The organism is Micromonospora sp. NPDC048063, assembly GCF_043202855.1.
GTDB lineage: Bacteria > Actinomycetota > Actinomycetes > Mycobacteriales > Micromonosporaceae > Micromonospora.
On the sequence record NZ_JBIDBG010000020.1, the window covers coordinates 72,595 to 98,355 of the forward strand.

Below are 25,761 nucleotides of genomic sequence, written 5' to 3' on the forward strand. Positions count from 1 at the left end.
CCGTCCGTGGAATCCCAGCCTCCCGCCGTCGGGCGAGCGGCGGGTCAGGCCGATGTTCGAGCTTGGTAAGGATCCGGGGGCAGCCGGACGGTGAACGCCGCCCCGCCCTCCGGCGCGTGCCCGGCCATGATCTCCCCGCCGAGCCGGCGGACCAGGCCGGCGGCGAGCGCCAGCCCCAGCCCGCTGCCGACCTTGCGCACCCCCCGGTAGCGCTGGTGCAGGGCGCCGCGCTCGAACGCCACCGCCAGGTCGTCGTCGGTGAAACCGGGTCCGCCGTCGCGGACCTCCACGACGCCGCCCGCCGCCGGGTCCGCGCCGGCCGCCCGGACCGCGAGCACGACCGGCGCCCCCGGCGGTACGACGCGCAGCGCGTTCTCCAGCAGCCCGTCCACCACCTGCCGGATCCGCCCCGGATCGGTGTACGCCGGCACCGGCTGCTCCGGGACCTCGGCACGGAACGTGACCCCCATCGCCGCGCACCGGTCGGCCCAGGTCCGGCCGGCGTCGGCGGCCAGCCGGGCCAGGTCCACCGGCACCGGTTCGAGCGGGAAGTCGGCGGCCTCCAGCCGGGCCAGCGCCAGCAGGTCGCTGACCAGTCGGTCCAGGTGCTCCGCCTCGGCGAGCACGGTACGGCCGGTGCCCGCCGCGTCCGCCGCCCCGATCACCCCGTCCGCCAGCGCCTCGGCGTAGCCCCGGATCGCGGTCAGCGGGGTGCGCAGCTCGTGCGAGACGGAGAGCAGGAACTCCCGCTGCCGGCCCTCGCTGGTGGCCAGCGCGGCGGCCAGCCCGTTCAGCGCGTACGCCAGGTCGGCCACCTCGTCGGGCGGCTCCACCGGCACGCGTACCGTCCGGTCCCCGGCGCGCAGCCGGGCGGCGGCGTCGGCGGCGCGCCGGATCGGCCGGGCCAGCCGGCGGGCCAGCAGCAGCCCGGCGACCACGCCGGCGGCCAGCCCGGCCAGCAGCGGCAGCCAGAGGCTGGGCAGCACCTGCCGCCACGGGGCGGTGGCCCGGGAGCGGGTCAGCACCACCCCGTTGCCGCCCGGCAGGGCGCGGCCCTCGATGAGCGTGCGCCGCCCGTCGAGGGGCCGGCGGGTCGACACGTTCCGTCCCTCGGCGACGCGCTGCACCACCCGGGGCGGCAGGCCGGGCCGGTCCGCGACGCCCCGCCGGACCAGGTACGCGTCGACGCCCTGGGCGCGCAACTGGCGGACGAGCCGCTCCTCGTCGGCGGTCCGCCCGGTCTCCAGCCGGGGCCGCAGCACCTCGGCGGCGAGCCGGGCCTGGGCGGCCAGCGCCTCCTGGTCGCGCCGCTCGACGCCGCGCACCGCCAGGGGCACCGCCACGATCGCGGTGACCAGCACCGAGACCAGAGCCACCGCGCAGGTGACCAGCACCGCGCGGGAGGTGAGCGTACGGGCGGGGCGGGGGCGGGGCGGTCGCGCCGGCGGGCCGACCACCGGCAGCGCGACGGTGGGCTCAGCCATCGGCGGCGTACCCGACGCCCCGGTGGGTGCGGATCACGCTGGCCGCGCCGAGCTTCGCGCGGACCTGCGCGACGTGCACGTCGACGGTGCGGGTGCCGGCGTGGGCCGCGTACCCCCACACCCCGGCGAGCAGTTCCTCCCGCGTGAAGACCCGGCCCGGCCGGGCCATCAGGTGCGCGAGCAGGTCGAACTCGGTCGACGTGAGCTGCACCGGGGCCCCCGCGACGGTCACCGTGCGCCGGGCCGGGTCGAGCGTCACCGCGCCGACGACCCGCGGCCGGCCCATTCCCCCGGGCGCTCCGGCCGTGCGCCGCAGCACCGCCCGCACCCGGGCGACCAGCTCGCGCGGGCTGAACGGCTTGGTGACGTAGTCGTCGGCGCCCAGTTCCAGCCCGACGACGCGGTCCACCTCGTCGTCCCGGGCGGTGAGGAAGATGACCGGCGTCCAGTCGCCGGCCTCGCGCAGCCGCCGGCAGACCTCGGTGCCGGCGAGGCCGGGCAGCGCGATGTCGAGGACGCAGGCCACCGGCCGCAGCCGGCGGGCGGCGGCCAGGCCGGCGGCGCCGTCCCGTTCCAGGTGTACGCCGAACCCGTCGCGGATCAGGTAGAGCCGGACCAGGTCGGCGATGGCCGGCTCGTCCTCCACCACGAGGACGAGCCCGCGGGTCGGGGCGTCGACGGTCACCGGCCCATGATTCCCGACGCGGCGGCGTCGGGCGGGTCAGCGGATGTTCGGGTTCGGTAAGAAGACGGTCAGCGCACCACGGCCGGCCGGAACGCGGCGGGTCGCGCGACCGCCGGCGCCTCGCCGATGGTGGCGACGAGCCGCTCCCGGGGCGTCCGCAGCCGGGTCCGGAAGGCGTGGTTGAGCAGCGCGTCGAGCTGCCACACCTGCTTCGGGTGCCGGGTGTGGATGAGGAACCGCTCGCGGACCCCGTCGATCGCGGTGGCCGCCAGCTCGACCGAGTGCAGGCGCGGGTCCGGGCTCCAGGTGACGTTGCTGAGTTCCCGCAGCTCGGTGTTGAGGTGCAGGCGCAGCCGGTGCAGGACCCGGGTCTGCTGGGTGACGACCAGCCGCCGGTGGGTCAGCAGGAAGAGGTACTCGCCGGCCATCGGGCGGTCGGGCCGGCTGCACCGGGTGACCAGGATGGTGGCGTCGCCGGAGCCGACGCAGCGGCGGAAGACCGGCATGTGCCGGCTGACAGTCTGCATCGCCAGTCCGGCCTCGGAGGCGGCCGGGAGGAACGTTCGGGAGAAGACGTCCATGCCCTGCCCAACGACGGGCGCCGGAGGGTGACGTGGGTCACGCGCAAATTGCAGAACTTCCACACCCGCGCGTCGCACCGCCTGTCCGACTTCCGGGCCCGTCGCGCCGGACGGGCCCGGAAGTACGGGTCAGAGCAACGGCTGCATCGCGCCGAAACCGCTGCCCAGCCGGTTCGGGGCGAGCCATCCGCCACCGCTCCAGCGGTACCGCAGCACGTTGCCGGTCGACTTCTGGACCGCGACCAGGTCGGGCCGGCCGTCCCGGTCGAAGTCGCCGAGCTGGACGAGGTCGCGCATGCCGCCCCAGCCGGCACCCGCGTCGAGCCGGGCGCCGAGGAGCCCGTCCGGGCCGCCCGGGTGGACGTGCAGGCGGCCCGTGGCCGTGTCCCGGGCGAGCACGTCGAGGCGCCCGTCACCGGTGAAGTCGGCGCCGCCGGTCAGCTCGTCCATCGCGTTCCAGCCCGCGCCGCCGAGGGCGACCCGGCTGCCGAAGCCGGTGCCCGTGCCCGGATAGAGCCAGAGCACGCCGGTGGAGGTCTGCACCGCCGCGATGTCCTGGAAGCCGTCGCCGTTCCAGTCGCCGACGGGGGTGATCTCGCGCATGCCGTTCCAGCCGCTGCCGACCCTGACCCGGGTGGTCACGCCGGTGCCGTTGCCCGGGTAGAACCACAGGTAGCCGGTCGACTTCTCGCGGGCCAGCAGGTCCTCGCCGCCGGCCCGGTCGAAGTTGCCCGCCCGGGCGATCGCGTCCATCCCGTTCCAGCCCGCGCCGAGCGAGACCCGCCCACTCAGCGTGGCGCCGTTGCCGCCGTAGACGTACAGCCGGCCGGTGGCCGGCTCGCGGTAGCCGAGGTCGGCCCAGCCGTTGCCGGTGAAGTCGCCGAACCGGGTGGCGGGCAGCGGGGCGACGTCGAGGTGGTTGCTGTCGATGTTGATGGTCACCCCGCCCCACGTCTCGTGGTGGTCGCCCCGGTACTGCTTCATCCGCTGCTTCGGCATCCAGTACGACTCGGGCAGCGCCTCGTCCGCCACCGTCTGCACGCCGTCCCACCGGGCGAAGTCCAGGTAGTCCGGCCGGCCGTGGCCGGCCCGCTCGTACGCGGAGACCTGGTCGGCGAGGCCGCCGGAGGCCACGTCGGTGTAGAAGCCGGAGAAGTAGCCGTGGTCGTGCAGCCGGATGGTCCAGGCGTGGGTGAAGGTCTGCACCGCCGCCGTGCAGGTCGCGTCGCCCGCCGGGTACTTCTCCATGTTGTAGAAGACGGTGCTCTCCCGGGCGAGCCCCAGGTCGCGGGCGCGCGCCGCGGCGTCGTCGGCGGCGGCCCGCCCCTGCGCGGCGGCCTGCGCCGGGTCGATCCGAGGCTTGCTGGTGCTGCGGCAGGGCGCCTGCGGCCCGACGTAGAGCGGGAAGAAGCGCCAACCCGCCGCCGCCTGCGTGGTCACCCACTCCCGGGTCAGGTTCGGCTGGGCGCAGGCCCGGCCGTTCCCCCCGATGTAGATGCCCACCGCCCGGTACGGCGAGGCGAGCCACGCGTTCATGGCCGCGTTCGACGGCGCGGTGCAGGTGTCGAAGCCCAGGCCGGTGAACGCGCCCGGGTGCGGCCCGGTGTAGCCGGCGGCCCACGCGGGCCCGGCGGTGCCGGTCAGGGCGGCGCCGGCGGCGAGCACGGTGGCCGCCGTCGCGGCGAGGGCCCGCCGGGCGGTACGCCGCAGCCCGGCGGGCAGAGCGGAACGGAGCGTCACGAGTCCTCGATCCTGGTCGCTCAGAGCAGCGGGGTCATGGAGCCGAACCCGGTGCCGAGCCGGATGGGCGACGCCCAGGCGGTGCCGAGCCAGCGGTACCGGTAGACGTAGCCGGTCGAATTCTGCACGGCCACCATGTCCGGCCGGCCGTCCCGGTCGAAGTCGCCGAGCTGGACGAGGTCGCGCATGGTGTTCCAGCCGGCGCCGACCTTGGTACGGGTGTTGGGCGCGCCGGCACGACCCGGGTACAGGTAGAGGTCACCGGTGCTCTTCTCCCGCGCGACCACGTCGGGGTAGCCGTCGTTGTTGAAGTCGCCGCCGCCGTTCAGCTCGTCCACCGTGTTCCAGCCGGAGCCGAGCAGGATGCGGCTGGTGAACGCGCTGCCTCCCGTGCCGGGATACAGGTAGAGCGCGCCGGTGGAGCTCTGCACCGCCAGCAGGTCCTGGAAGCCGTCGCGGTTGTAGTCGCCGATCGGCGTGATCTCCCGGACGCTGTTCCAGCCCGCGCCGAGGTTGATCCGGCCGCTGATCCCCGACCCGGTGCCCGGGTAGAGCCACAGGTAGCCGGTGGCCGGCTCGCGGGCGATCACGTCCTCGCCGCCGGACCGGTCGAAGTCGCCGGCCCGGATGATCGTGTCCATGCCGTTCCAGCCGGCGCCCAGCGTGATCCGGCCGCTCAGCGTGGTGCCGTTGCCGCCATAGACGTACACCCGGCCGGTGGACGGCTCCCGGTAGCCGAGGTCCGCCCAGCCGTTGCCGGTGAAGTCGCCGAACCGGGTCGCCGGCAGCGGGGCGACGTCGAGGTAGTCGCCGTCGATGTTGATGGTGACCCCGCCCCACGTCTCGTCGTGCGGGCCCACGTGCTGCTTCATCCGCCGCTTCGGCATCCAGTAGCTGGCCGGGATGGTCGGGTCCTCGACCGTGGCGTCGTTGTCCCAGCGCGCGAAGTCGAGGTAGTCCGGACGCACGTAGCCGGGCGTGTCGTAGGCGGCGACCTGGTCGGCGACGCCCCGGGCCACACTGCTGTAGAAGCCGGAGAGGTAGCCCTGGTCGTGCAGCCGGGCGGTCCACGCGCTCATGAAGGTGAGGACCGCGGTGGTGCAGGCGGCGTCGCCGCCGTCGTAGTCCTCCATGTCGTAGAAGAGGACGCTCTCCCGGGGCAGGCCGAGTTCCACCGCCCGCGCCACGGCGTCGTCGGCCTCGGCCTGGCCCTGCGCCGCCGCCTGGGCCGGGTCGATGCGCGGCCGGCTGGTCGCCAGGCAGGGGGCCTGGAGCCCGACGTACATCGGGACGAGGTGCCAGCCCTCCGCCGTCTGCTCCGCGACCCATTCGGGGGTCAGCGCGGGCTGTGCGCAGCCCCGGCTGCTGCCGCCGAAGTAGATGACGACCGCCCGGTACGGCGAGTGGTCGCGCCACGCCTGCATCTGTGCGCTGGTCGGCGCGGTGCAGGCGTCGAAGCCGAGGCCGGTGTAGGTGCCGGGCTGTGGTGGGACGGCGGCGTGGGCCGGGCTGGTGACGGCTGTCAACGCGAGGCCGGTGCCGACGACGGTGGTGGCGGCGAGGGCCACGGTCCGGCGGGCGGCACGGCGCAGCCCGGCCGGCGAGAGTGTGGATTTCACGTTTCCCCGATCTGTCCCCGTGAGTCGGACGGCCGGCGGGCGGACGCGTCACTCGCGCCGCCGGCCCGCTGATTCTGACCACAGTCGACGGCTCCTGTCGAGGTCGTGGCCGGCACCGGACGGGCCGGAAGTGTCGCGGGCGGGCCCTCGCGCCTGCTGGGCGGGGCCGCGCGCCGCCCGTCCGGGTTCAGACCGGGTCGGGCTCGAACAGCTCCGTCAGCCAGCCGGGCACCGCGGACGCGTACTGCGCCCGGGCCGGATCCCGCGTCATGAGGGCCCGGCGCCAGGAGAGCGACCGGCTCACCCGGGTGACGCGGACGGCCAGCCGGGCCACCTCGCGCAGCGTCGCCCGGTCGTGCCGGTCCGACCACGGCTCCAGGTACGCGTCCCGCAGCCGCGCCGACGTCGGGTCGCCGGCGGGCAGCTCGAAGGCGTCCGCGACCGAGTTCAGCGTGACCAGCAGGGTGCCGAACGGGTGGGCGACCGAGGCGTCCCCCCAGTCGAAGAACCGGTGCCCGTCGTCGGCGACGAAGACGTTGCCGTCGTGCAGGTCGTCGTGCTGGATGCTGGGCTCGATGCCCGAGTCGGCCAGCCGTCGGCAGTGCTCGGCGAAGGTGTCCCGATGGGCGCGCAACCGCCCGTACGCCTCGACGTCGAGCCCGTCCTCCGCCCCCAGCAGCAGCGACTCCTCGTCCTCCAGCAGCGACTCGAACAGCTCCGGCAGCACCTCCGGCCGGTGGTCGGGCACCCCGAGCGCGAGCAGCTCACCGGCCCGGGGCGCGACCGTGCGCTGGAGGTCGGCGTACTCCGGCAGGACCTGCTCCCAGCGGGCCAGCAGGTCACGGTCGCCGCCCAGCGCGTCGCGCAGCGAGCGGCCCCCGTCGGGCAGCAGCGACCAGCCGCGGTCGGCGTCGACCGCGATCGGGTCGAGCACCCGCCCCGGGGCGAGCCGGGCCAGTGCGGCCAGCAGCGCCGCCTCGTGCCGGGTGCCCGGGTTGTTCGCCTTGAACCAGGCGTCCCCGGCGTCGGTGGGCACCCGCCAGACGAGGGACCACGGCCGGACCCGGGGCTCGACCGGCCCGACGACCCGCCGGCCGTGCCGGCCGAGCTGGTCGCCGACCCAGCCGAGCGCGGTGTCCCGCCAGTACGGGTCGGCCCAGTCGGCGTACGGCATGGAGGCAGTGGTCACGCCGCGGAATCTAGCCCGGTCCCCGGCGCCGGGGCGACACCTTATCCCCGGCGCACCCCGTGCCCGGCGGCGATCGACACGCCCCGCCGGTCCCGGCGATGATCATCGCGGCCGGCGGAGGGGACGGCTACCCTTCACCGCCATGCCGGACGCCTCATTCCTCGCCGCCACCCGCGACTCCTACGACACCATGGCCGTCGACTACGCCGAGTGGCTCCGCACGGACATGGACGAGAGACCCCTCGACCGCGCGCTGCTGGCCGCCTTCGCCGAGGCGGTGAAGGCCAACGGCAACCGCCCCGTCGCCGACGTCGGCTGCGGGCCCGGCCGCGTCACGATCCTGCTGCACCGACTGGGCCTGGACGCGTTCGGCGTCGACCTGTCGCCCGGGATGGTCGCGCTGGCCCGGGAGACGTACCCGGGGCTGCGGTTCGAGGTGGGCTCGATGCTCGCGCTGGACCTGCCGGACGCCTCCCTCGGCGGGCTACTCGCCTACTACTCGATCATCCACGTCCCCTGGGAGCGGCGGCCCGAGGTCTTCGCCGAGTTCCACCGGGTGCTCGCGCCGGGCGGGCAGCTCATGCTCGCCTTCCAGGTCGGCGACGAATGCCTGCACCTCGACGAGGCCTTCGGCAAACCGATCTGCGCCGACTGGTACCGGCAGCAGCCGGACGAGGTGGCCGCGCTGCTGCGCGAGGCCGGTTTCGACCTGTGGGCCACGGTCGTGAAGGAGCCCGAAGGCACCGAGAAGACCCCGCAGGGCCACATGGTGGCGCGCCGGCCCGCCGGGGCGTAGCTCCCGCCCCGGCAGGCGGGGCGTCAGAGCAGCTCGACGATGGTGGCGTTGGCCATGCCGCCGCCCTCGCACATGGTCTGGAGGCCGTAGCGGATGTCGTTGTCCCGCATGTGGGCGAGCATGGTGGTCATGATCCGGGCGCCGGAGGCGCCGAGCGGGTGGCCGAGGGCGATCGCGCCGCCGCGCGGGTTGAGCCGCTCCGCGTCCGCCTCGGTCTCCGCCAGCCAGGCCAGCGGCACCGGGGCGAACGCCTCGTTCACCTCGTACACCCCGATCTCCTCGATGCCCAGCCCCGCGCGGCGCAGCGCCTTCGCGGTGGCCGGGATGGGCGCGGTGAGCATGGTGACCGGGTCGTCGGCGGCGACCACGGCGGTGTGGATCCGGGCCAGCGGGCGCAGGCCGTGCCGGCTGGCCCACTCGCTGGTGGTGACGGCGAGCGCCGCCGCGCCGTCGGAGATCTGCGACGCGGAGCCGGCGGTGACGACGCCGTCGGGGCGGAACGGGGTGGCCAGCTCACCGAGCTTCTCCAGCGAGGTGTCCCGCCGGATGCCCTCGTCGGCGACGAACTTGCCGCCGTCGGCCAGGGCGACCGGGGTGATCTCGGCCTCGAAGGCGCCGGCGTCCTGCGCGACGGCCGCCTTCTCGTGGCTGGCGAGGGCGAACTCGTCGAGCTGGGCCCGGGAGAAGCGCCAGCGCGCGGCGATCAGCTCCGCCCCGACGCCCTGGTTGAACGGCAGCGGCGCATCCTCGGCGAAGCCCTCGACGCCCCGGTAGCGGTCGCGGAGCTGCTCGCTGAAGGGCATCCCGCCGGCCCCGCTGGAGCCCATGGCCACCCGGGTCATCGACTCGACGCCGCCGGCGACCACCAGATCGGCCTGGCCGGAGAGCACGGTGGCGGCGGCGAAGTGCAGGGCCTGCTGGCTGGAGCCGCACTGCCGGTCGAGCGTGGTGCCGGGCACCGACTCGGGCCAGCCCGCGGCCAGCACGCCGTTGCGGGCGATGTTCCACGACTGGTCGCCGACCTGGGAGACGCAGCCCCAGACCACGTCGTCGACCTGGGCCGGGTCGATCCCGGTGCGCTCGGCGAGGGCGCGCAGCACGTGCGCCGAGAGGTCGACCGGGTGCACGGCGGCCAGGCTGCCCTTGCGCCGCCCCACCGGGGTGCGTACCGCGCCGACGATGACTGCGTCACTCATGACTACTCCCCGGTAACTTCGGCTGCCACCGATACTACGTCCTGGGCGGGCCGCCGTCCTCCCCCGGGGTGCGCTGGCATCCTGGACGGATGCGCCCAGACCCGTCCCCGACCGTCCACCAGTGGCGGGTGCCGGCCACCCTGCCGGCACTCAAGCTGGCCGGCGCGGTCGCGCTGCTCGCGCTCGCGCTGCTCCTCGACGAGGGCGACCCGGTCCAGTTGGGGCTGGCCGTGGTCGCGGCCGCCGCGCTGGCCGGCTGGGCGGCGCGCGACCTGGTGGCGCCGGTCCGGCTGGCGGTCGACCCGGAGGGGGTCACCGTCGTCCAGGGCTTCGCGGGTTGCCGCCGGCTGCCCTGGCCGGCCGTCGAGCGGGTCACCGTGGACCGCCGCGCCCGGCTGGGCCTGACCAGCGAGGTGCTGGAGATCGACGCCGGGGAGTCGCTGCACCTCTTCGGCCGCCTCGACCTCGGCGCCGACCCCGCCGACGTGGCCGAGGCCCTGCACGAGGCCCGCCCGCGCTGAGCGGCGGGTCAGCCGCCGGCCCGCCGCCGGTCGGTCCCGCGCGGCACGACCGAGCGGACGGTCAGCCGCCGAGGATGACGGCGGTGCGGATCAGCGCCAGGCCGAGCAGCGCCACCACGACCACCGCGCCGCCGGCGAACTGCACCAGCGTCCGCCGGGACCGTGGGGCGTACGCGAACACGAGCGCCACCAGCCCGCCGACCACCAGCCCGCCCAGGTGCCCGGGGATCGAGATGCCGGGCACGGTGAACGTGAAGACCAGGTTGATCACCAGGATGGGGAGCACCTGGGAGATGTCCCGCCCCATCTTGCGTTCGATGACCACCAGCGCGGCGAAGAGGCCGAAGATCGACGTGGACGCGCCGGCGGTGAGCTGGTTCTGCTCGCTGAACAGGTAGGCGGCGACGTTTCCGCCCAGCCCGGAGACCAGGTAGAGCACGCCGAACCGCAGCGGCCCGAGACTGGCCTCCAGCGACCGGCCCAGCACCCACAGCGCCCACATGTTCAGCAGCAGGTGGACCACGCCGTAGTGCAGGAACATCGCGGTGACCAGGCGGTACCACTCGCCCTCGGCGATGCCGCCGACCGTGCCGTCGGGGAAGATCGCGCCGCCGAGCACCGCGCCCCAGTCGGTCAGCGGGGTGCTGCCGCCCATCAGGCCGCCGAAGCCGGAGCCGCCGACCGCCGCGTCCCCGCCCCGGTCCGAGGCGATGGAGAGCAGCATCAGCAGCACGTTCAGCGCGATCAGCGCCTTGGTGACATAGCCGTGCCGGCCGGCGGCACCGCCACCGAAGACGGTGCGCGCCGGCCGCACGCCACGACGTCCCTCCGCCACGCACTCCGGGCACTGGAACCCGACCGACGCCTCCCGCATGCAGTCCGGGCAGATCGGCCGGTCGCAGCGGGTGCACCGGACGTACGTCTCCCGGCCGGGGTGCCGGTAGCAGACCGGGGTGACCGGCGGCGACTCGCTCACCGCGCCCGCCCGCCGACGCGGGCCGCGCGGCCCGCCAACCGGTCCCGACCTTCGGAGCGCTCAGTCATGTGGGCAAAGGTACCTCGCGGACGGCTCAGGCAGCGGAGCGCTCGATCTCGACCCGCTCGATGACGACGTCCTGCAGCGGCCGGTCGTTCGGGCCGGTCGGGGTGTTGGCGATCGAGTCGACGACCTTCGCGGACTGCTCGTCGGCCACCTGACCGAAGATGGTGTGCCGGTTGTTCAGGTGCGGCGTCGGCGAGACGGTGATGAAGAACTGCGAGCCGTTCGTGCCCGGCCCGGCGTTCGCCATGGCCAGCAGGTACGGCCGGTCGAAGCGCAGCTCCGGGTGGAACTCGTCGGCGAACTTGTACCCCGGGCCACCGCGGCCGGTGCCCGTCGGGTCGCCCATCTGGATCATGAAGCCGCTGATCACCCGGTGCGAGATGGTGCCGTCGTAGTACGGCCCACTGCCCGGCTGACCCGTGCGCGGGTCGGTGTATTCGCGGTTGCCCTCGGCCAGGTCGACGAAGTTCTTGACGGTCTTCGGCGCGTGGTTGGGGAAGAGCTCCAGCCGGATCGGGCCAGCGTTGGTGTGCAAGGTGGCGTAGACAGCCTCGGCCACGGGTACTCCTCACTCGTTGGTCAGTTCCATGCGGATCCTCCCATGTGCCCGATCTGGCAGTGCGGAGGCATCCGAAGGTGGAGGATGACGAAGGAACAACTCCCAGGAGGTGGGACCGTGTTTGGAATCGGGCGGCGTAAGACCCAGGGGCAGCTGGCCAAGGCGGAGCTGAACCAGGGCCTCGGTCACCTGAGGCAGGCCGCGACTTACGCCGCGAAGGGCGCCGGCGCCACCGTCGGCCCGCGGGTCCAGGCGGCCCGGGGCGCCGTCGCGCCGACCGCCGTCATCGTGCGCGACCGCGCCTCCAGCGGTCTCGCGTCCACGGTCGCCGCGCTCGCGCCGCTGGCCCTGGCCGTCCGCAAGGCCCAGGCCGAGGCGGCGGGCAAGGCGGTCACCGGCAGGAAGGCCGCCGCAGCCAAGCAGGCCGCGGTCACCAGGAAGGTCAAGGCGAAGAACATGAAGGCTTCCCGGAAGAAGAACGCACGGCGCGGCGGGTCCATGTTGACCGGTCTCCTGGCGGCCGGCGCGGTGGCCGGCGTCGCCGCGATGGCGATGCGTCGCCGTCGCGAGCAGCAGGAGTGGGCCGAGTACGACCCGACCCGCACGCTGGAACCGATGCGCGACGAGGTCGAGACCATGGAGATCCGGACCCCGGTCACCGACGCCTCGACGCTGTCGAGCGGCTCGGGCATGGCCGGCGGGCCGACCGGCGCCGGCAGCTCGGCGGTGGCCGGCGGCGACAGCACCTCCACCACCGCCCCCGGCACGCAGCCGACGGTCCACGCGACGGACAAGGTCCCGTCGGTGGCCGAGGGCGCCAAGAACGTGTCGGGCCGCCCGGCGGACGACCTGACCGAGGCGCTGGGCAAAGGCGCCAAGACCAACGGGCGCCGCTGACGCCCCGAAGTCCCCGGAAAGCGCCGGCAGAGCGGGTCACCCCGCGCCGCCGGCGCTTCCGCGTCCCCGCCCCCGGTCAGAGCCAGCCGTTGCGGCGGAACCAGCGGTAGAGGGCCAGCGAGATCGCGAGCATGAGGGCCAGCACGACCGGATAGCCGTACGTCATCCGCAGCTCCGGCATGACGTCGAAGTTCATGCCGTAGATGCCGGCGATGGCGGTCCAGACGGCGGCGATGGCCGCCCACGCGGCGATCTTGCGCATGTCGTTGTTCTGGTCGACCGTGACCTGGGCCAGCCGGGCCTGGAGGATGGAGTTGAGCAGGTCGTCGTAGGAGTTGACCTGCTCGACGGTGCGGCTGAGGTGGTCCTGCACGTCGCGGAAGTAGCGGCGGATCTCGTCGGGCACGTCCCGGTTCAGCTGCGCGGTGAGCGTCATCAGCGGGCGTTGCAGCGGCGTCACCGCCCGCTTGAACTCCACCAGTTCCCGCTTCATCTGGTAGATCCGCTGGATCCGGCCGCTCGCCTGGCGGTCGAACACCTCGACCTCCAGCGTGTCGAGGTCGTCCTCCAGCCGGTCGGCGACCTCCAGGTAGATGTCCACCACCCGGTCGGTCACCGCGTACGCCACCGACCAGGGCCCGTGGAGCAGCAGGTCCTGCTTCGTCTCCAGGTCGGCCCGGACGGGGGCCAGCCGGCAGGCGTCCCCGTGCCGGACGCTGATCAGGAAGTTCGGCCCGATGAAGAGCATCACCTGGCCGGTCTCGACGACCTCGGAGTTCTCGGTCAGCTCGGCGTGCTCGCAGTAGCGCGCGGTCCGCAGCACCAGGAAGCTGACCTCGCCGAACTGCTCCAGCTTGGGGCGCTGCTGCGCCTTGACCGCGTCCTCGACGGCCAGCTCGTGCAGGCCGTAGGTGGCGGCGATGGCGGTCATCTCGGCCAGCTCCGGTTCGTGCAGGCCGAGCCAGACGAAGGCGTTCTCCTCGCGGCGGGCCGCGGCGAGCGCGTCGGCGTACCGCCAGTCGCCGGGCTGCCGGCGGCCGTCGACGTAGAGGGCGCAGTCGACCACCGCGCTGCGCTGCGGGCCGGCCGGCGTCGGGGGGCCCTGGAGGTTGTCGGGGTTGAGCCGGCGGGTCATCGCCCGCACGGGCGCCGCCCAGTCCCGGGGCCTGAGCACCCGCCCGCCGCTCGGCGAGGCCGTCCGCCCCCGCTGCCCCCGGTCCGTCATCACGCCCCCTCCCCACGCGCTGCCGCGGCTAGCAGGGTACGCCGCCGTCGACGGTCACGGGCGGTGACGATCGACCGTGGTGGCGCCGGGCGGGCCGGGCCGCATCAGGGGGGTGAGGGGACGACACGGCCCACCCGGCACCCTTGGGGGCGGGGGTTGTGCTGCTCGCGTCGCTCCGCGTGCCGCCCGGCGGGGGCCGGGTCAATCTCGTCGTCGGGCGCGGCGTGGGCCGGCGCCGAACGGTGAGTTGCGCTACGTGGTGAGTGACGCTCGCAGCATTGTGGGCCACCGGCCGCCCCGGCGGGAGACCCGGGACGGCCGGTATCGCCGCACTGTCAGAAATCCGACAGAAATCAGCCCCGTACGGCCGCCATGGCCTCCGCCAGCCGCCGGACGCCCTCCTCGATCCGGTCGGCGGTCACCGCCGAGTAGGCCAGCCGCAGGGCGTGCCGCCCGCCGTCGACCACGAAGTCGCTGCCCTTGACCACGGCGACCCCGCGCTCGGCGGCGGCCGGGGCGAGCCTGTCGACCTCGACGTCCTCGGGCAGCTCGACCCAGAGGAAGTAGCCGCCGTCCGGCTCCACGAACCGGGCCTCGGGGATGTGCCGGCGCAGCGACTCGGCCAGCACCCGGGCCCGCTCGCCGAGTGCGGCGCGCACCGTCTCGATCGAGCGCTCGATGTCACCGGAGACGCAGAACTGGTGCACGATCGCCTCGGAGACCATGCCGGGCGAGATGTAGAGGCTGGTCGCCTTCTTCGCGATGTCGCCGATCAGGTCCGCCGGGCCGACCAGGTAGCCGACCCGCACCCCCGGGCAGACCGTCTTGGTGAAGCTGGAGGCGTGCACCACGACGTTGCGGGTGTCGAGCGAGAGCATCGACGGCAGCGCCTCGCCCCGGAACCGGATGTCGGCGTACGGGTCGTCCTCGAAGATCGTGAACTCGTACTCGGCGGCGAGATCGAGCAACTCGCGGCGCTTCTCCAGGCTCAGCGTCACGCCGGCCGGGTTCTGGTAGTTCGGGATGACGTGCGCGAGCCGGGGGCGCACCCCGGACTCCAGCAGCTTGCGCAGCTCGGCGGTGTCGAGGCCGTCCGGCTGGATGGAGACGCCGTGCAGCTCGCCGCCCATCCGCTGGAGGTTGAGCAGGGTCCGGTCGTACGTCGGGCGCTCCACCACCACCGCGTCGCCGGGGCGGACCAGGTGGTCGAAGAGGAACGCGTCGGCCTGCAACGACCCGTTGGTGATGAGCACCTGGTCGGCCGACACCCCGTGCTTCTCGGCGATCCACTTCCGTAGCGGAAGGTAGCCGACGGAGGTGCCGTACGCCGTCACCCCGGCGGGGTCGGCGTCGAACGCGCGGACGGCGGCGGCCTTGAGCCCCTCGACATCGACGATGTCCAGCGAGGGAGCGCCACGGGCGAAGGAGATCAGCTGCTCGGCGGTCATGGCTGTTCAGCGTACGGAAGGCGGTGGGGTGCGCGCCGACGGCACGGCGATGTCCGCATCCTGAGCCACCGGGACGGGTGACCCGCGTCAACCGGTCGGCGGCAGATCAGACCGGAAGGCCGAGCGGGTCGTGCTGCGCCTCGCGGGAAAGCCCGTCCACGTGCAGCCCGAGCGCCGCGATGAGCTGGCCCCAGTCGAAGTAGGACCGCCAGGCCGAGACCTTCCCGTGCCGCACCCGGACGACGTCGACCACGTCCCAGCTCACCACCCGGCCCGTCGGCGCGACGGTGCCGAACGGGGTGTGCAGCACCCCGGTGTGGGTGCCCGTGAGCCGCTGCTCGACGGCCGCGCCCCCGGCGGTCTGCACCGACCCGAGCCGGTCGACGGACAGGTCCGGGAAGGCCCCGGTCCAGGTGCGCAGCAGTGCGGGCAGCTCGATCGGGCGCACCGTGACGCCCGGCATCGAGTAGAAGGCGTCCGTCGCGTAGAGGTCCGGCAGCCGGGCCACGTCCCGCCGCAGGAGCATCGCGTACTGCTGCTCGACCAGCCGATCCGCGCCGCGCATGAGGGCCTCCCCGCGGGGCACGGCCCGTCCGCGCCCGCAGGGAATCCTTACCCGTCGATCGGCCGGCCACACCCGCGCCGGACCGGCCGCTCAGCTCGCGTCGACCATCCGGCTGGCCGCCCAGACCCGCATGATGTCGCGTACGGAGATCACCCCGGCCACCTCGCGCCCGTCGAGCACCACCAGGTGCCGGAAGCCGCCCCGGGCCATCGCGGCGGCCGCCTCCTCCACCGTCCACTCCGACCCGGCGTAGACCACGTCCCAGGTGAGGTGGGCGCCCGTCCGCTCGACGTCGCAGTCCAGGCCGGCGCCGATGGCCTTGAGCACGTCGCGTTCGGTCATGATGCCGACCCCCTCGGAGTCGGGATCGATCACGACCGCCGACCCGACGCCGCGGGCCGACATCATCCGGGCCGCCTGACGGAGCGTGTGCTCCGGGCCGACCACGAGGACCTCGCTGGACATCGCTTCCCGTACCTGCATCACGCATCACCCCTGTGGGACGGTGGCATCCGGTAGGGGACATGGTCCGCTCCTGAGGTTTCCGGGACAAGACCGGGCATCGCCGCGACGCCCGACCGCTCGCTACTGTCGTGGCGTGTCCACCGAGCCTCTACGCTGCGCCGGCGCGCTGATCGTCGACGACGAGGGCCGCCTCTTCGTCCAGCGACGGTCTCCCGACCGGCGCATCTTTCCCAACTGCTGGGACATCGTCGGCGGCCACCTGGAACCGGGCGAGGACGTGGACGACGCGCTGCGCCGGGAGGTGACCGAGGAGACCGGCTGGACGGTGTCGCACGTGCTCGGCCACGTCGGGGAGTACCGCTACGTCGCCGACGACGGCCTGGAGCGGATCGAGAGCGACTGGCTGGTCCGGGTCGACGGCGACCTCGCCCGGCCGACGCTGGAGGCGGGCAAGCACACCGAGTTCCGGTGGCTCGCCGCCGACGAGGTCGACCTGCTCGACGAGCACCGCGACGTCAACGACGGCCTGATCCGGCGGATCGCGGAGGAAGCCTTCGCCGCCCTGCGTTCGATCGGTCTGTGAACGACACCGTCGAGCTGGCGCCGCACCGGTTCGCCGGCCTGGTCGCCCCGGCGGTCGACCGGGCCTTCGTCGCCGGCATGCTGGCCGGCCGCGACGGTGGCGGCGCGGAGCTGAGCCAGCAGTACGGCGGGCCGGCCGCCACCGGCTTCCTGCTGGAGTTCCGCACCCGCCTCGCGGCGCCCGGCGGGACGGTCGACGAGGCCGGGTTCGCGGCGGTCACCCGCTACCGGGACCCGGCCGACTGCCGGCGGGCCCTGGACAAGCAGGTGGCGTACGGGATGATCCACCGCAGCCCCGACGGCGGGCTCTCCGCCACCGAACGCGGGCTGGCCTTCCTCGCCGGGATCTGGCAGGTGCACGCCGAGGTGACCAGGGAACTCTGGGCCGGGCACGACGACCGCGTGCTCCGGCTGGTGGAGGCGCTCGGCCGGGTGCTCGCGTACGCGCTGGTGCTCGCCGAGGAGGAGGACGCCGACGACGGCGCCGCGTTCGCCGCGATGGCGCCGCCGCACGAGCCGGACGGCACCCCGCCCGGTGTGCTGCTGCTCAATCGGCTGGGCACGCTGCGTTACCACCGGGCCGACGCGCACGCCGCCGCCTGGACCGCCGCCGGGCACACCGCGGCGAGCGTCGCCGCCCTGCCGCCCGGGCCGGAGCAGCTCGCCATCGAGCTGGAGACCGACCGGCGGGCGGCCGGCCCGTACACCGTGCTGACCGCCGAGGAGCGGCTGGTGATGCTGGCGGACCTGGCGGCGCTGCCCGGCTGACCCGGTTGGTCACAGCGGCGCCGTCACGCGGCGCTATCCTCCAGCGGTGACCGGGAGTCGTACGAGGGAGGACGCCTCAATGATCGGGATGGTGCTCGCGGCCGGGGCGGGGCGCCGGCTGCGCCCGTACACCGACACCCTGCCGAAGGCGCTGGTGCCGGTGGACGGTGACACCACCATCCTGGACATCGCGCTGGGGAACCTGGCCGAGGTGGGGCTCACCGAGATCGTGATCGTGGTCGGCTACGCGGCCGACGCGGTACGCGAGCGGCAGGCCGACCTGGAGAAGCGGTACGGCGTCACGCTGACCCTGGTGCACAACGACAAGGCCGAGGAGTGGAACAACGCCTACTCGCTCTGGCTGGCCCGGGAGCACTTCGCCCGGGGCGTGCTGCTGGTCAACGGCGACACCGTGCACCCGGTGAGCGTGGAGAAGACCCTGCTGGCCGAGCGCGGCCCGGGCATCCTGCTCGCCGTCGACACGATCAAGGCGCTGGCCGAGGAGGAGATGAAGACCACCTTCGACGCGGCCGGCCAGCTCACCCGGATCACCAAGATCATGGACCCGGGCGAGGCGTACGGGGAGTACATCGGCGCGACGCTGATCGAGCCGCAGGTGGCCGACGCCCTCGCCGACGCGCTGGAGGCGACCTGGCGGCGCGACCCGAACCTCTACTACGAGGACGGCTACCAGGAGTTCGCCGACCGGGGCGGCGAGGTACGGGCGGCACCGATCGGGGACGTCTCCTGGGTCGAGGTCGACAACCACGCCGACCTGGCCCGCGCGCGGGAGATCGCGTGCCGCTACTAGCCCGTAGCGTCCTCACCCCGCTGCACATCGACGTGCGCCGGGGCGCGGTGGCCGACCTGGCGTCGATCCTGTCCGACGGCCGGATCTCCGCAGGTGGCGACGTCGCCGTGGTGGTCGGGCCGGGGCAGGGCGAGCGGATCGCCGAGCTGATCCGGCCGTCGCTGCGCTCTGCGGACGTGTTCACGGTCGCCGGAGGAACGCTGGACGCCGCCGACGACCTGGGGGCGAAGCTACGGCACCGGTCCTACGACGCGGTCGTCGGCATCGGCGGCGGCAAGACGATTGACGTAGCCAAGTACGCTGCCACCCGGCGCGGCTTGCCGATGGTCTCGGTGGCGACCAGTCTCGCCAACGACGGCATCGCCTCGCCGGTGGCCAGCCTGATCACCGAGGGCCTGAAGGGCTCCTACGGGGTGCACATCCCGATCGCGGTGATCGTCGACCTGGACTTCGTCGAGGCTGGGCCGGAGCGGCACAACCGCGCCGGCATCGGCGACGTGGTCAGCAACATCAGTGCCTTGGCCGACTGGGAGTTGGCCCGGCGAGTACGCGGCGAGCCGGTCGACGGGCTGGCCGCCTCGCTGTCGCGCGCCGGCGCGGAGGCCGTGCTCAACCACCCGGGCGACATGAGCGACGACGGGTTCGTCACGGTGCTGGCCGACGCGCTGATCTCCAGTGGCCTGGCGATGGCCATCGAGGGCACCAGCCGACCGTGCAGCGGCGGCTGCCACGAGATCATGCACGCGATCGACGCGCTGTTCCCCGGCACCGCGTCGCACGGCGAACTGGCCGGGATCGGCGCGCTGTTCTGCACGTTCCTGCGCGGCGACGAGCGCCGGTTCGTAGAGATGTCCGCCTGCCTGGCGCGGCACGGGCTGCCGCGCCTGCCGGCCGAGGTCGAGCTGACCGACGACCAGTTTGTCGAGGCGGTACAGTTCGCGCCGGCCACCCGGCCGGACCGCTACACCATCCTCGAACACCTGGCGATGTCGTCTACCGAGATCCGGGAGCGGCTGGCAGACTACGCCGGTGCAATCCGCGACCACCTTGGCTGAGCCCCGCCCCACCGTCGCCGACTTCCACCGGGTGAACCGGGGCGGCGGCCTGTTCAGCGAATCGGTCAGCCAGTGGCTGGGCGCGGTCTTCGCGCTTGTCGCCCAGCGCCTCGGGCTGCGCCCGACCGCGCTGACCATCCTCAACCTGGTGCTCGGCCTGGCCACCTCGATCACCGTGGTCGCGCTCGCCGGTCGGGTCGCCGCCGGCGAGGTGCCGGCCTGGGCGGTCGGTCTGCTCGCCCTGGTGGGCTGGCAGGTCGCGTACTCCCTGGACTGCGCCGACGGTCAGCTCGCCCGGGTGACCGGGCAGGGCAGCGCTGCCGGCGCCCGGGTCGACGTGCTCTGCGACGTGGCCGCCCAGATCGCTCTGGTCGCCGCGCTGTCGGCGACGGCGGTGGCGCAGGAGCCGTCGACGCCGAGCTGGCTCGTCGCGATCTTCGCCGGCACCTGGATGGTCAACCTGGTCACCTCGGTGATGCAGGCCGGCCCGAACGCGGCCAGCATGGTCACCTCGACCTCGCTGCCCGTACGCCTGGTGAAGCTGGTCCGCGACTACGGCGCGGTGATCTTCGCCGCCGCCCTGGTGCTGATGTTCGCCCCCGCCCTCGCCCTCTGGGTGATGGTCGCCTTCACGATCGTCAACGGCGGCTTCCTGCTCGCCAGCATCGCCTTCTCCGCCCGCGCCTCGCTGCGCTGAGGGGAACATCCGACCACCTCCCGGTCCGCCCGGCTGCCACCAACACCCGGCCCGGCGCCCGGCACCGGGCACCGGGCACCGGGCAGTCACCCTCCGTGATCGTCATGCGCGTGTCGCGGCACCCACCGGTTTCCCGCCCCGCTCGCTTTGCTCTGCACCCACCGGCGCACCAGCTACCGCACGTGTCCGGTGCGTGGATGGGTGCAGAGCAAAGCGTCGGCGAGTGGCCACCGGGGCGGAAACGCGGATCATGGCGAAGACGCTGCTCAACAGGCTTGTGTGACAACTAAGGTGACATATAGGACACCACACGAGAGCGAGTTCAGTCACGCTCAGTGACGCAAGCCGCTCCCTGACGGACAGTCACGTGGAGTGACGGCCGACCGGCTCACCGGCACGCTCCGCGTCCCACCGGAGCGACAGCGGCTCAGCGCCGACCGAGGGCCGGCACCCTCAGAAGCCGACCTAGCGCCGCCGGCTCAGCGGTCGACCGGAACGCCGGCCGGCTCAGCGGCCGGCCGGCGTGCCGGTGCGCAGGACACCGGCGTAGATGTCGAGGAGTTGCTTGGTGACCACGTCGGGATGGAAGGTGCGCTCGTAGCGCAGCCGGGCGGCCGGCGCCAGCGCCGCGGCCCCGGCGGCGGCCACCGGCAGGGCGGCGGCCAACGCCGCCGGCTCGGGAGGTGCCACCCAGCCGGCCTCGCCCCGCCGCGCACCCACCGGCAGGGCCGCCGGCCCGTCCCCGGCGACGGCTGAGGCGACGGCGGCCGGCCCGGTGCCGGCGGGCTCGCGGGGGGCGTCCGCGCCGACCAGGTAGGGGATGCCGCCGAGCGCGGTGCCGAGCACCGGGCGGCCGGCGGCGAGCGCCTCGATGATCACGGTGGGCAGCACGTCGTGCCAGGTCGAGGTGGCCAGCACCACCGCGCTCGCCTCCAGTGCGGCGCGCACCCCCGCGCGGTCCAGCGGCCCGAGGAAGGTCACGTCCGCCCGGTCCGCGGCCGCTGCCTCCACCAGCGGGCGCAACTCGCCGTCGCCCGCGATGCGCAGCGGGCCGAGCGTCCCGTCCGGGTGTCGCCGCCAGGCGTCCAGGAGCAGGTCCAGCCCCTTCTCCGGGGAGAGCCGGCCGAGGAAGAGGAACCCCGCACCCAGCGGGGCGGGGCGGCCCGGGTCGGGGATCGCGTTCGGCTTGACCACGATCCGCCCGGCCGGGATGCCGTAGTCGCGCAGGTGGTCGGCGACCGCCGAGGTGAGCGCGATGAACCGGTCCACCGAGCGCCACGTGCCGCGGTGCACGGCCAGCGTCGTCGCCATCAGCGCGCTCTGCGCCCGCGAGCCCCGGTAGCAGCGGTGCACGATCGCCGGCACGCCCAGCGCCCGGCCCCGGCAGTCCTGGCAGATCATGCCGTCCCGGAAGTAGAGCCCGGAGGAGCAGACCTGCCGGTAGTTGTGCACCGTCTGCACCACCGGCACGCCGTGCCGGTGCGCGGTCCGCACCACCCAGGGCGAGATCAGCGGGTACGGGTTGTGCAGGTGCAGCACGTCCGGCCGGTGCTCGGTGATCAGCCGGCTCAGGTCCTCCTGCGCGCGGGGCGCCCAGATGGGGGAGATCGGCAGCAGCGCCTTGGCCGTCTTCGGCATCGTCGGGATCTCGTCCGAGCTGCGGATGAACGGCAGCACCTCGACGCCGGCCGCCGTCAGTTGGGCGATCTCCGCGTCGACGATCGTGTTCTCACCGGACGGCTGGGCTTCCCGGTACCGGTTGTGCGCCACCACGATTCTCACGGAGCTTGCCTTTCGTTCGCGACTGCGGGACTCGCAAGCTCATTCCTCGCGCTCACGGGAAAGAAGGCTACCGTTGGCTGGTGCCCGAACTACCGGAGGTTGAGGCGCTCGCGGGTTACCTGCGCGAGCGCGCGGTGGGGCGGCGCGTCGACCGGGTCGAGGTCGCCGCGATCAGCGCCCTGAAGACGTACGACCCGGCACCGACCGCCGCCGCCGGGCGGGCCGTGGTGGACGCCCGCCGGCACGGCAAGTTCCTCGACGTGGTGCTCGACGGCGACCTGCACGTGGTGGTGCACCTGGCGCGGGCGGGCTGGCTGCACTACCGGGAGGCGTTCCCGTCCGCCGCCCCGCTGCGCCCCGGCAAGGGCCCGGTCGCCCTGCGGGTACGCCTCGACGACGGCTCCGGCTTCGACCTGACCGAGGCCGGAACCCAGAAGAGCCTCGCCGTCTACCTGGTGGCGGACCCGGCGGCGGTGCCCGGGGTGGCCCGGCTCGGCCCCGACGCCCTCGCCGCCGACCCGGCGACCTTCGCCGAGCGGATGCGCAGCCGCAAGGGCCAGGTCAAGGGGGTGCTCACCGACCAGACGGTGCTGGCCGGTGTCGGCAACGCGTACTCCGACGAGATCCTGCACGCGGCGAAGCTGTCGCCGTTCGCGCTGACCCACCGGCTGACCGACGACCAACTCGCGGCCCTGCACGCGGCCACCCGGGAGGTGCTCGGCGACGCGGTGCGCCGGTCGGTCGGGCAGAAGGCGGCCGAGCTGAAGGGCGAGAAGCGCTCGGGCCTGAAGGTGCACGCCCGGACCGGGCAGCCCTGTCCGGTCTGCGGCGACACCGTCCGCGAGGTCTCGTTCGCCGACTCCAGCCTCCAGTACTGCGCCACCTGTCAGACCGGCGGCAAGCCCCTCGCTGACCGTAGGTTGTCGCGGCTCGTACGGTGAGTAACGACACTGCCCCACTACGCAGAGGAATCGGCCATCCTGCGTCGAAGGTCGGAGTCGGAGCTCTACCGGGGCCGCAATCCATCGGTATAGTGGCTCGGTCCCCGGCTTCTGAAATGGCGCGAAGCCGGCCAGATGCCAGGCGGCACCACACCCGCGCAATGTCCCTCGGGTCGGCGTACGGGGTCGGCACCGCGTGGGAGACTGGGACGGTGGGCGACCCGGGCCCTCACGGCGAGTGAGCGGCACGTGTCATGCGGGAGGACATGGGTGAGGTGACGACAAGCCTCCAGCGCCCGGTAACCAACACAGGCCGGAGCAAACTCGTGCGGCACGTCGACAGCTTCGAGATCCAGCCGCCGGCGTCGCCGTCCCCCAACGGCGTGCCCCGGTCCGCGTGGGCCCGGGCCCGCCGCCGGGTGTCGCGCTGGCACCGCCCCTACATCACCCTCCTGCTGCTGCTCGACTTCGCGGCCGCCGCGGTCGCCAGCCTGATCGCCATCGAGACGTTCGACCAGTCCACGGCGGGCTTCTACAACGCCGAGCAGGACCCGACGTGGTTCCACACGGTGGCGTTCGTGCTGCTGCCGCTCGGCTGGGTGGTCAGCCTCTGGGCCAACCGGGCCTACGACCGGCGCTACCTGGGCCTCGGGCCGGACGAGTACAAGCGGGTCATCCGGGCCGGCGTGGCCGTCACCGCGACGGTGTCCTTCCTCGCCTTCGCCACCAAGACCGACCTGTCCCGTTACACGGTCGGCACCGCCCTGCTCGCCGCGCTGCTGCTGATCCTGCTGAACCGGATGCTCTGCCGCTTCGTGCTGCACGTGGTCCGGCGCAACATCGGCCAGGCCGGCCACCGGATGGTGCTGGTCGGCACCCTGCCGGAGTGCCTGGAGGTCTACACCGCGGTCACCCGCAACCCGGCCGCCGGGCTGGTGCCGGTCGCCATCCACGTCACCGACGGCTACGCGGCCGCCAAGGGCATCGAGACCCCGGTCCCGGTGTACGCGGGCCGGGACGTCCTCGCCCTCGTCCGCGAGGTGGGCGGCGACACGATCGCGGTCTGCGGCTCGGCCAGCGCCGAACCGGGCGAGCTGCGCCGGCTGGCCTGGCAGCTGGAGGGCTCCGGCGTCGACCTGGTCGTCGCCCCGCAGCTCACCGACATCGCCGGCCCCCGGGTGCACATCCGGCCGATCGAGGGCCTGCCGCTGCTGCACGTCGAGGAGCCGACCCTGTCCGGGCCGGCGCTGCTCGCCAAGAACCTGATGGACCGGGTGGCCGCCGGGCTGGGCCTGCTGCTGCTGGTCCCGGTCTTCCTGGCCATCGGGATCGCGATCCGCCTCTCCGACCCCGGCCCGGTGTTCTTCCGCCAGCCCCGGGTCGGCCACGAGGGCCGCACCTTCCGGGTCTGGAAGTTCCGCACCATGTACGTGGACGCGGAGGACCGGCTGGCCAGCCTGGTCGACCAGAACGAGACCGACGGCATGCTGTTCAAGATGAAGCAGGATCCGCGGGTCTTCCCGGTGGGCCGCTTCCTGCGGGCCTCGTCGCTGGACGAGCTGCCCCAGCTGATCAACGTGCTCAAGGGCGAGATGTCGCTGGTCGGGCCGCGCCCGCTGCCCGCCGACGACGGCGACTTCCTCGGCGACGTGCGCCGGCGCCTGCTGGTCCGGCCGGGCATGACCGGGCTGTGGCAGGTCTCCGGCCGCTCCGACCTGTCCTGGGACGAGGCGGTCCGGCTCGACCTCTACTACGTCGACAACTGGTCGCTGGCGTACGACCTGAGCATCCTGTGGCGCACGGTCGGGGTGGTGCTCGCCCGCAAGGGCGCGTACTGACCCCTTGGCGAACAGGCCGGCAGGGGCCAGGATCGCTGCGTGGGTGGCAACCTCTCGGCCGTCTTCGGCGTCGTCTCGCTGGTCACCGCGCTGGCCGCGGCGCTGTTCGCCGTGCTCCGGCTGCGCGGGCGGCGGGGCATCGCCACGGCCACCCAGCGGGCCACCTACGAGGTGCTGCACACCGCCGGGTTGGCCGCCGAGCCGCTGCGCGCCGGGCTGGGCGCGGCCAACGCGGCGAAGGCCGTACGCCACCTGCGGGCCCTGGTGGGGGCGGCCGGGCTGGCGCTGACGGACCGGGACACGCTGCTCGCCCTGGACGGGCGGGGCGGGCACCACGACGACCAACTGGTCGCGGCGGCCCGGCGGGCCGTGGCGACGGGCCGCTCGACCGTGCTCGGCGACTCGGAGCTGCACTGCGACCGGGTGGACTGCCCGGTGCGCGGCGCGGTGGTCGCCCCGCTGACCGGTGCCGACGGGCGCACGGTCGGCGCGCTGGTCGCGGTCGCCGACGGTCAGCCGGAGCCCGGCCTGGTGCAGGCCACCCTGGAGACGGCACACTGGGCCGGCAACCAGCTCGCCCTGGCCGAGCTGGACTCCTCCCGGGAGCGGCTGGCCCGCGCCGAGGTGCGCGCCCTGCGCGCCCAGATCAGCCCGCACTTCATCTACAACGCGCTGACCGCGATCGGTTCCTTCGTGCGCACCGATCCGGACCGGGCCCGGGAGCTGATCCTGGAGTTCGCCGAGTTCACCCGGTACTCGTTCCGGGCGCACGGCGAGTTCACCACGCTGGCGGAGGAGCTGCGCTCGATCGACCGCTACCTGACCATCGAGCGGGCCCGGTTCGGCGACCGGCTCCAGGTGCGCCTCCAGATCGCCCCCGAGGTGCTGCCCGTGACCCTGCCGTTCCTGTGCCTGCAACCGCTGGTCGAGAACGCCGTCCGGCACGGGTTGTCCCGCAAGCCGGGCACGGGCATGGTGTGCATCGAGGCCCGGGACGCGGGCACGGAATGCCACATAACGGTGGAGGACGACGGAGTGGGGATGGATCCGACCGCGCTGACCGCCGGCATCGCCGAGCTGGCCGGCGCCACCGTGGACCCGGGCGACGACCCGGGCCAGCACGTCGGCCTCTCCAACGTCGACGAGCGGCTCCGCTCGGTCTTCGGGGACGGCTTCGGCCTCGTCGTCGAGACGGGTCTCGGTTCCGGTACGAAGGTGAGCATGCGGGTGCCGAAGTTCCACCCCGGCGTACGGGCGGGCTCGTGACCGACCGGA

At 73.9% G+C, this 25,761-nt stretch carries 25 protein-coding genes; 11 read left to right on the forward strand and 14 right to left on the reverse strand.

Going from position 1 to position 25,761, the window contains the following annotated elements; all coding sequences use genetic code 11:
* Window positions 1-44: 44 nt before the first annotated feature.
* The 6 genes from ACGFZ2_RS30085 to ACGFZ2_RS30110 all read right to left on the reverse strand — a co-directional run bounded on the left by ACGFZ2_RS30085 (window position 45) and on the right by ACGFZ2_RS30110 (window position 7,298).
* Window positions 45-1,484, reverse strand: coding sequence for a sensor histidine kinase (locus ACGFZ2_RS30085; RefSeq protein ID WP_393459387.1), 1,440 nt, complete (start codon window positions 1,482-1,484; stop codon window positions 45-47).
* Window positions 1,477-2,169 carry a response regulator transcription factor gene (locus ACGFZ2_RS30090; protein WP_357698310.1) on the reverse strand — a complete coding sequence of 231 codons (693 nt, stop codon included), beginning with the start codon at window positions 2,167-2,169 and terminating at the stop codon, window positions 1,477-1,479. The genes ACGFZ2_RS30085 and ACGFZ2_RS30090 overlap by 8 nt, the downstream gene beginning before the upstream one ends.
* A gap of 68 nt (window positions 2,170-2,237) precedes the next feature.
* Window positions 2,238-2,750 (reverse strand): hypothetical protein, encoded by a 513-nt coding sequence (locus ACGFZ2_RS30095; RefSeq protein WP_350702644.1) that lies wholly within the window; start codon window positions 2,748-2,750, stop codon window positions 2,238-2,240.
* Window positions 2,751-2,879: 129 nt separating this feature from the next.
* Complete coding sequence (locus ACGFZ2_RS30100; RefSeq protein ID WP_393459390.1) at window positions 2,880-4,490, reverse strand: glycoside hydrolase domain-containing protein; 1,611 nt, start codon at window positions 4,488-4,490, stop codon at window positions 2,880-2,882.
* A gap of 20 nt (window positions 4,491-4,510) precedes the next feature.
* Entirely contained in the window at window positions 4,511-6,109 is a 1,599-nt protein-coding gene (locus ACGFZ2_RS30105) for a glycoside hydrolase domain-containing protein (RefSeq protein WP_393259374.1), read from the reverse strand.
* Window positions 6,110-6,296: 187 nt separating this feature from the next.
* Entirely contained in the window at window positions 6,297-7,298 is a 1,002-nt protein-coding gene (locus tag ACGFZ2_RS30110) for a phosphotransferase (RefSeq protein WP_393459393.1), read from the reverse strand.
* Window positions 7,299-7,440: 142 nt separating this feature from the next.
* Here ACGFZ2_RS30110 and ACGFZ2_RS30115 point away from each other — a divergent pair, with 142 nt between their 5' ends.
* Window positions 7,441-8,094 (forward strand): class I SAM-dependent methyltransferase, encoded by a 654-nt coding sequence (locus tag ACGFZ2_RS30115; protein WP_393459396.1) that lies wholly within the window; start codon window positions 7,441-7,443, stop codon window positions 8,092-8,094.
* 23 nt (window positions 8,095-8,117) lie between these two features.
* Here ACGFZ2_RS30115 and ACGFZ2_RS30120 read toward each other — a convergent pair whose 3' ends face one another.
* Window positions 8,118-9,290 (reverse strand): thiolase family protein, encoded by a 1,173-nt coding sequence (locus tag ACGFZ2_RS30120; RefSeq protein WP_393259379.1) that lies wholly within the window; start codon window positions 9,288-9,290, stop codon window positions 8,118-8,120.
* An 89-nt stretch (window positions 9,291-9,379) separates the two neighbouring features.
* Here ACGFZ2_RS30120 and ACGFZ2_RS30125 point away from each other — a divergent pair, with 89 nt between their 5' ends.
* Window positions 9,380-9,811, forward strand: coding sequence for a PH domain-containing protein (locus tag ACGFZ2_RS30125; protein ID WP_393459399.1), 432 nt, complete (start codon window positions 9,380-9,382; stop codon window positions 9,809-9,811).
* Between the two features lie 61 nt (window positions 9,812-9,872).
* Here the strand turns inward: ACGFZ2_RS30125 and ACGFZ2_RS30130 are convergent, their stop codons facing one another.
* Entirely contained in the window at window positions 9,873-10,787 is a 915-nt protein-coding gene (locus ACGFZ2_RS30130) for a rhomboid family intramembrane serine protease (RefSeq protein ID WP_393459402.1), read from the reverse strand.
* A 94-nt stretch (window positions 10,788-10,881) separates the two neighbouring features.
* The gene (locus ACGFZ2_RS30135) at window positions 10,882-11,412 is read right to left on the reverse strand and encodes a peptidylprolyl isomerase (protein WP_350682508.1); all 531 of its coding nucleotides are present in this window, start codon (window positions 11,410-11,412) and stop codon (window positions 10,882-10,884) included.
* Between the two features lie 84 nt (window positions 11,413-11,496).
* On the opposite strand from ACGFZ2_RS30135, the gene ACGFZ2_RS30140 reads away from it, so the two are divergent.
* Window positions 11,497-12,309, forward strand: a complete 813-nt coding sequence (locus ACGFZ2_RS30140; protein ID WP_393459405.1) for a hypothetical protein — start codon at window positions 11,497-11,499, stop codon at window positions 12,307-12,309.
* Between the two features lie 76 nt (window positions 12,310-12,385).
* Here the strand turns inward: ACGFZ2_RS30140 and corA are convergent, their stop codons facing one another.
* From corA to ACGFZ2_RS30160, 4 genes are all read right to left on the reverse strand, one after another.
* On the reverse strand, window positions 12,386-13,534 hold the full coding sequence (gene corA, locus ACGFZ2_RS30145; protein ID WP_393260610.1) for a magnesium/cobalt transporter CorA: 1,149 nt from the start codon (window positions 13,532-13,534) through the stop codon (window positions 12,386-12,388).
* A gap of 353 nt (window positions 13,535-13,887) precedes the next feature.
* On the reverse strand, window positions 13,888-14,982 hold the full coding sequence (locus ACGFZ2_RS30150; RefSeq protein WP_393459408.1) for a PLP-dependent aminotransferase family protein: 1,095 nt from the start codon (window positions 14,980-14,982) through the stop codon (window positions 13,888-13,890).
* Between the two features lie 106 nt (window positions 14,983-15,088).
* The gene (locus tag ACGFZ2_RS30155) at window positions 15,089-15,547 is read right to left on the reverse strand and encodes an ester cyclase (protein ID WP_393259389.1); all 459 of its coding nucleotides are present in this window, start codon (window positions 15,545-15,547) and stop codon (window positions 15,089-15,091) included.
* A gap of 90 nt (window positions 15,548-15,637) precedes the next feature.
* Window positions 15,638-16,030, reverse strand: coding sequence for a cyclic nucleotide-binding/CBS domain-containing protein (locus ACGFZ2_RS30160; RefSeq protein ID WP_393259390.1), 393 nt, complete (start codon window positions 16,028-16,030; stop codon window positions 15,638-15,640).
* A gap of 115 nt (window positions 16,031-16,145) precedes the next feature.
* Here ACGFZ2_RS30160 and ACGFZ2_RS30165 point away from each other — a divergent pair, with 115 nt between their 5' ends.
* From ACGFZ2_RS30165 to ACGFZ2_RS30185, 5 genes are all read left to right on the forward strand, one after another.
* Entirely contained in the window at window positions 16,146-16,595 is a 450-nt protein-coding gene (locus tag ACGFZ2_RS30165) for an NUDIX domain-containing protein (protein WP_350682518.1), read from the forward strand.
* On the forward strand, window positions 16,592-17,362 hold the full coding sequence (locus ACGFZ2_RS30170; RefSeq protein ID WP_393459411.1) for a hypothetical protein: 771 nt from the start codon (window positions 16,592-16,594) through the stop codon (window positions 17,360-17,362). The genes ACGFZ2_RS30165 and ACGFZ2_RS30170 overlap by 4 nt, the downstream gene beginning before the upstream one ends.
* A gap of 79 nt (window positions 17,363-17,441) precedes the next feature.
* On the forward strand, window positions 17,442-18,173 hold the full coding sequence (locus tag ACGFZ2_RS30175) for a sugar phosphate nucleotidyltransferase (protein ID WP_393260612.1): 732 nt from the start codon (window positions 17,442-17,444) through the stop codon (window positions 18,171-18,173).
* Window positions 18,161-19,228 (forward strand): iron-containing alcohol dehydrogenase family protein, encoded by a 1,068-nt coding sequence (locus ACGFZ2_RS30180; RefSeq protein WP_393459414.1) that lies wholly within the window; start codon window positions 18,161-18,163, stop codon window positions 19,226-19,228. The genes ACGFZ2_RS30175 and ACGFZ2_RS30180 overlap by 13 nt, the downstream gene beginning before the upstream one ends.
* On the forward strand, window positions 19,203-19,925 hold the full coding sequence (locus ACGFZ2_RS30185) for a CDP-alcohol phosphatidyltransferase family protein (protein ID WP_393459417.1): 723 nt from the start codon (window positions 19,203-19,205) through the stop codon (window positions 19,923-19,925). Before ACGFZ2_RS30180 ends, ACGFZ2_RS30185 begins: the two co-directional genes overlap by 26 nt.
* 507 nt (window positions 19,926-20,432) lie before the next feature.
* Here ACGFZ2_RS30185 and ACGFZ2_RS30190 read toward each other — a convergent pair.
* Entirely contained in the window at window positions 20,433-21,707 is a 1,275-nt protein-coding gene (locus ACGFZ2_RS30190) for a glycosyltransferase (protein ID WP_393259398.1), read from the reverse strand.
* Window positions 21,708-21,787: 80 nt separating this feature from the next.
* On the opposite strand from ACGFZ2_RS30190, the gene ACGFZ2_RS30195 reads away from it, so the two are divergent.
* From ACGFZ2_RS30195 to ACGFZ2_RS30205, 3 genes are all read left to right on the forward strand, one after another.
* Entirely contained in the window at window positions 21,788-22,648 is an 861-nt protein-coding gene (locus tag ACGFZ2_RS30195) for an Fpg/Nei family DNA glycosylase (protein WP_393259400.1), read from the forward strand.
* Between the two features lie 266 nt (window positions 22,649-22,914).
* On the forward strand, window positions 22,915-24,486 hold the full coding sequence (locus ACGFZ2_RS30200) for a sugar transferase (RefSeq protein WP_393260615.1): 1,572 nt from the start codon (window positions 22,915-22,917) through the stop codon (window positions 24,484-24,486).
* A gap of 39 nt (window positions 24,487-24,525) precedes the next feature.
* Window positions 24,526-25,752, forward strand: coding sequence for a sensor histidine kinase (locus tag ACGFZ2_RS30205; RefSeq protein ID WP_393259401.1), 1,227 nt, complete (start codon window positions 24,526-24,528; stop codon window positions 25,750-25,752).
* Window positions 25,753-25,761 lie beyond the last annotated feature (9 nt).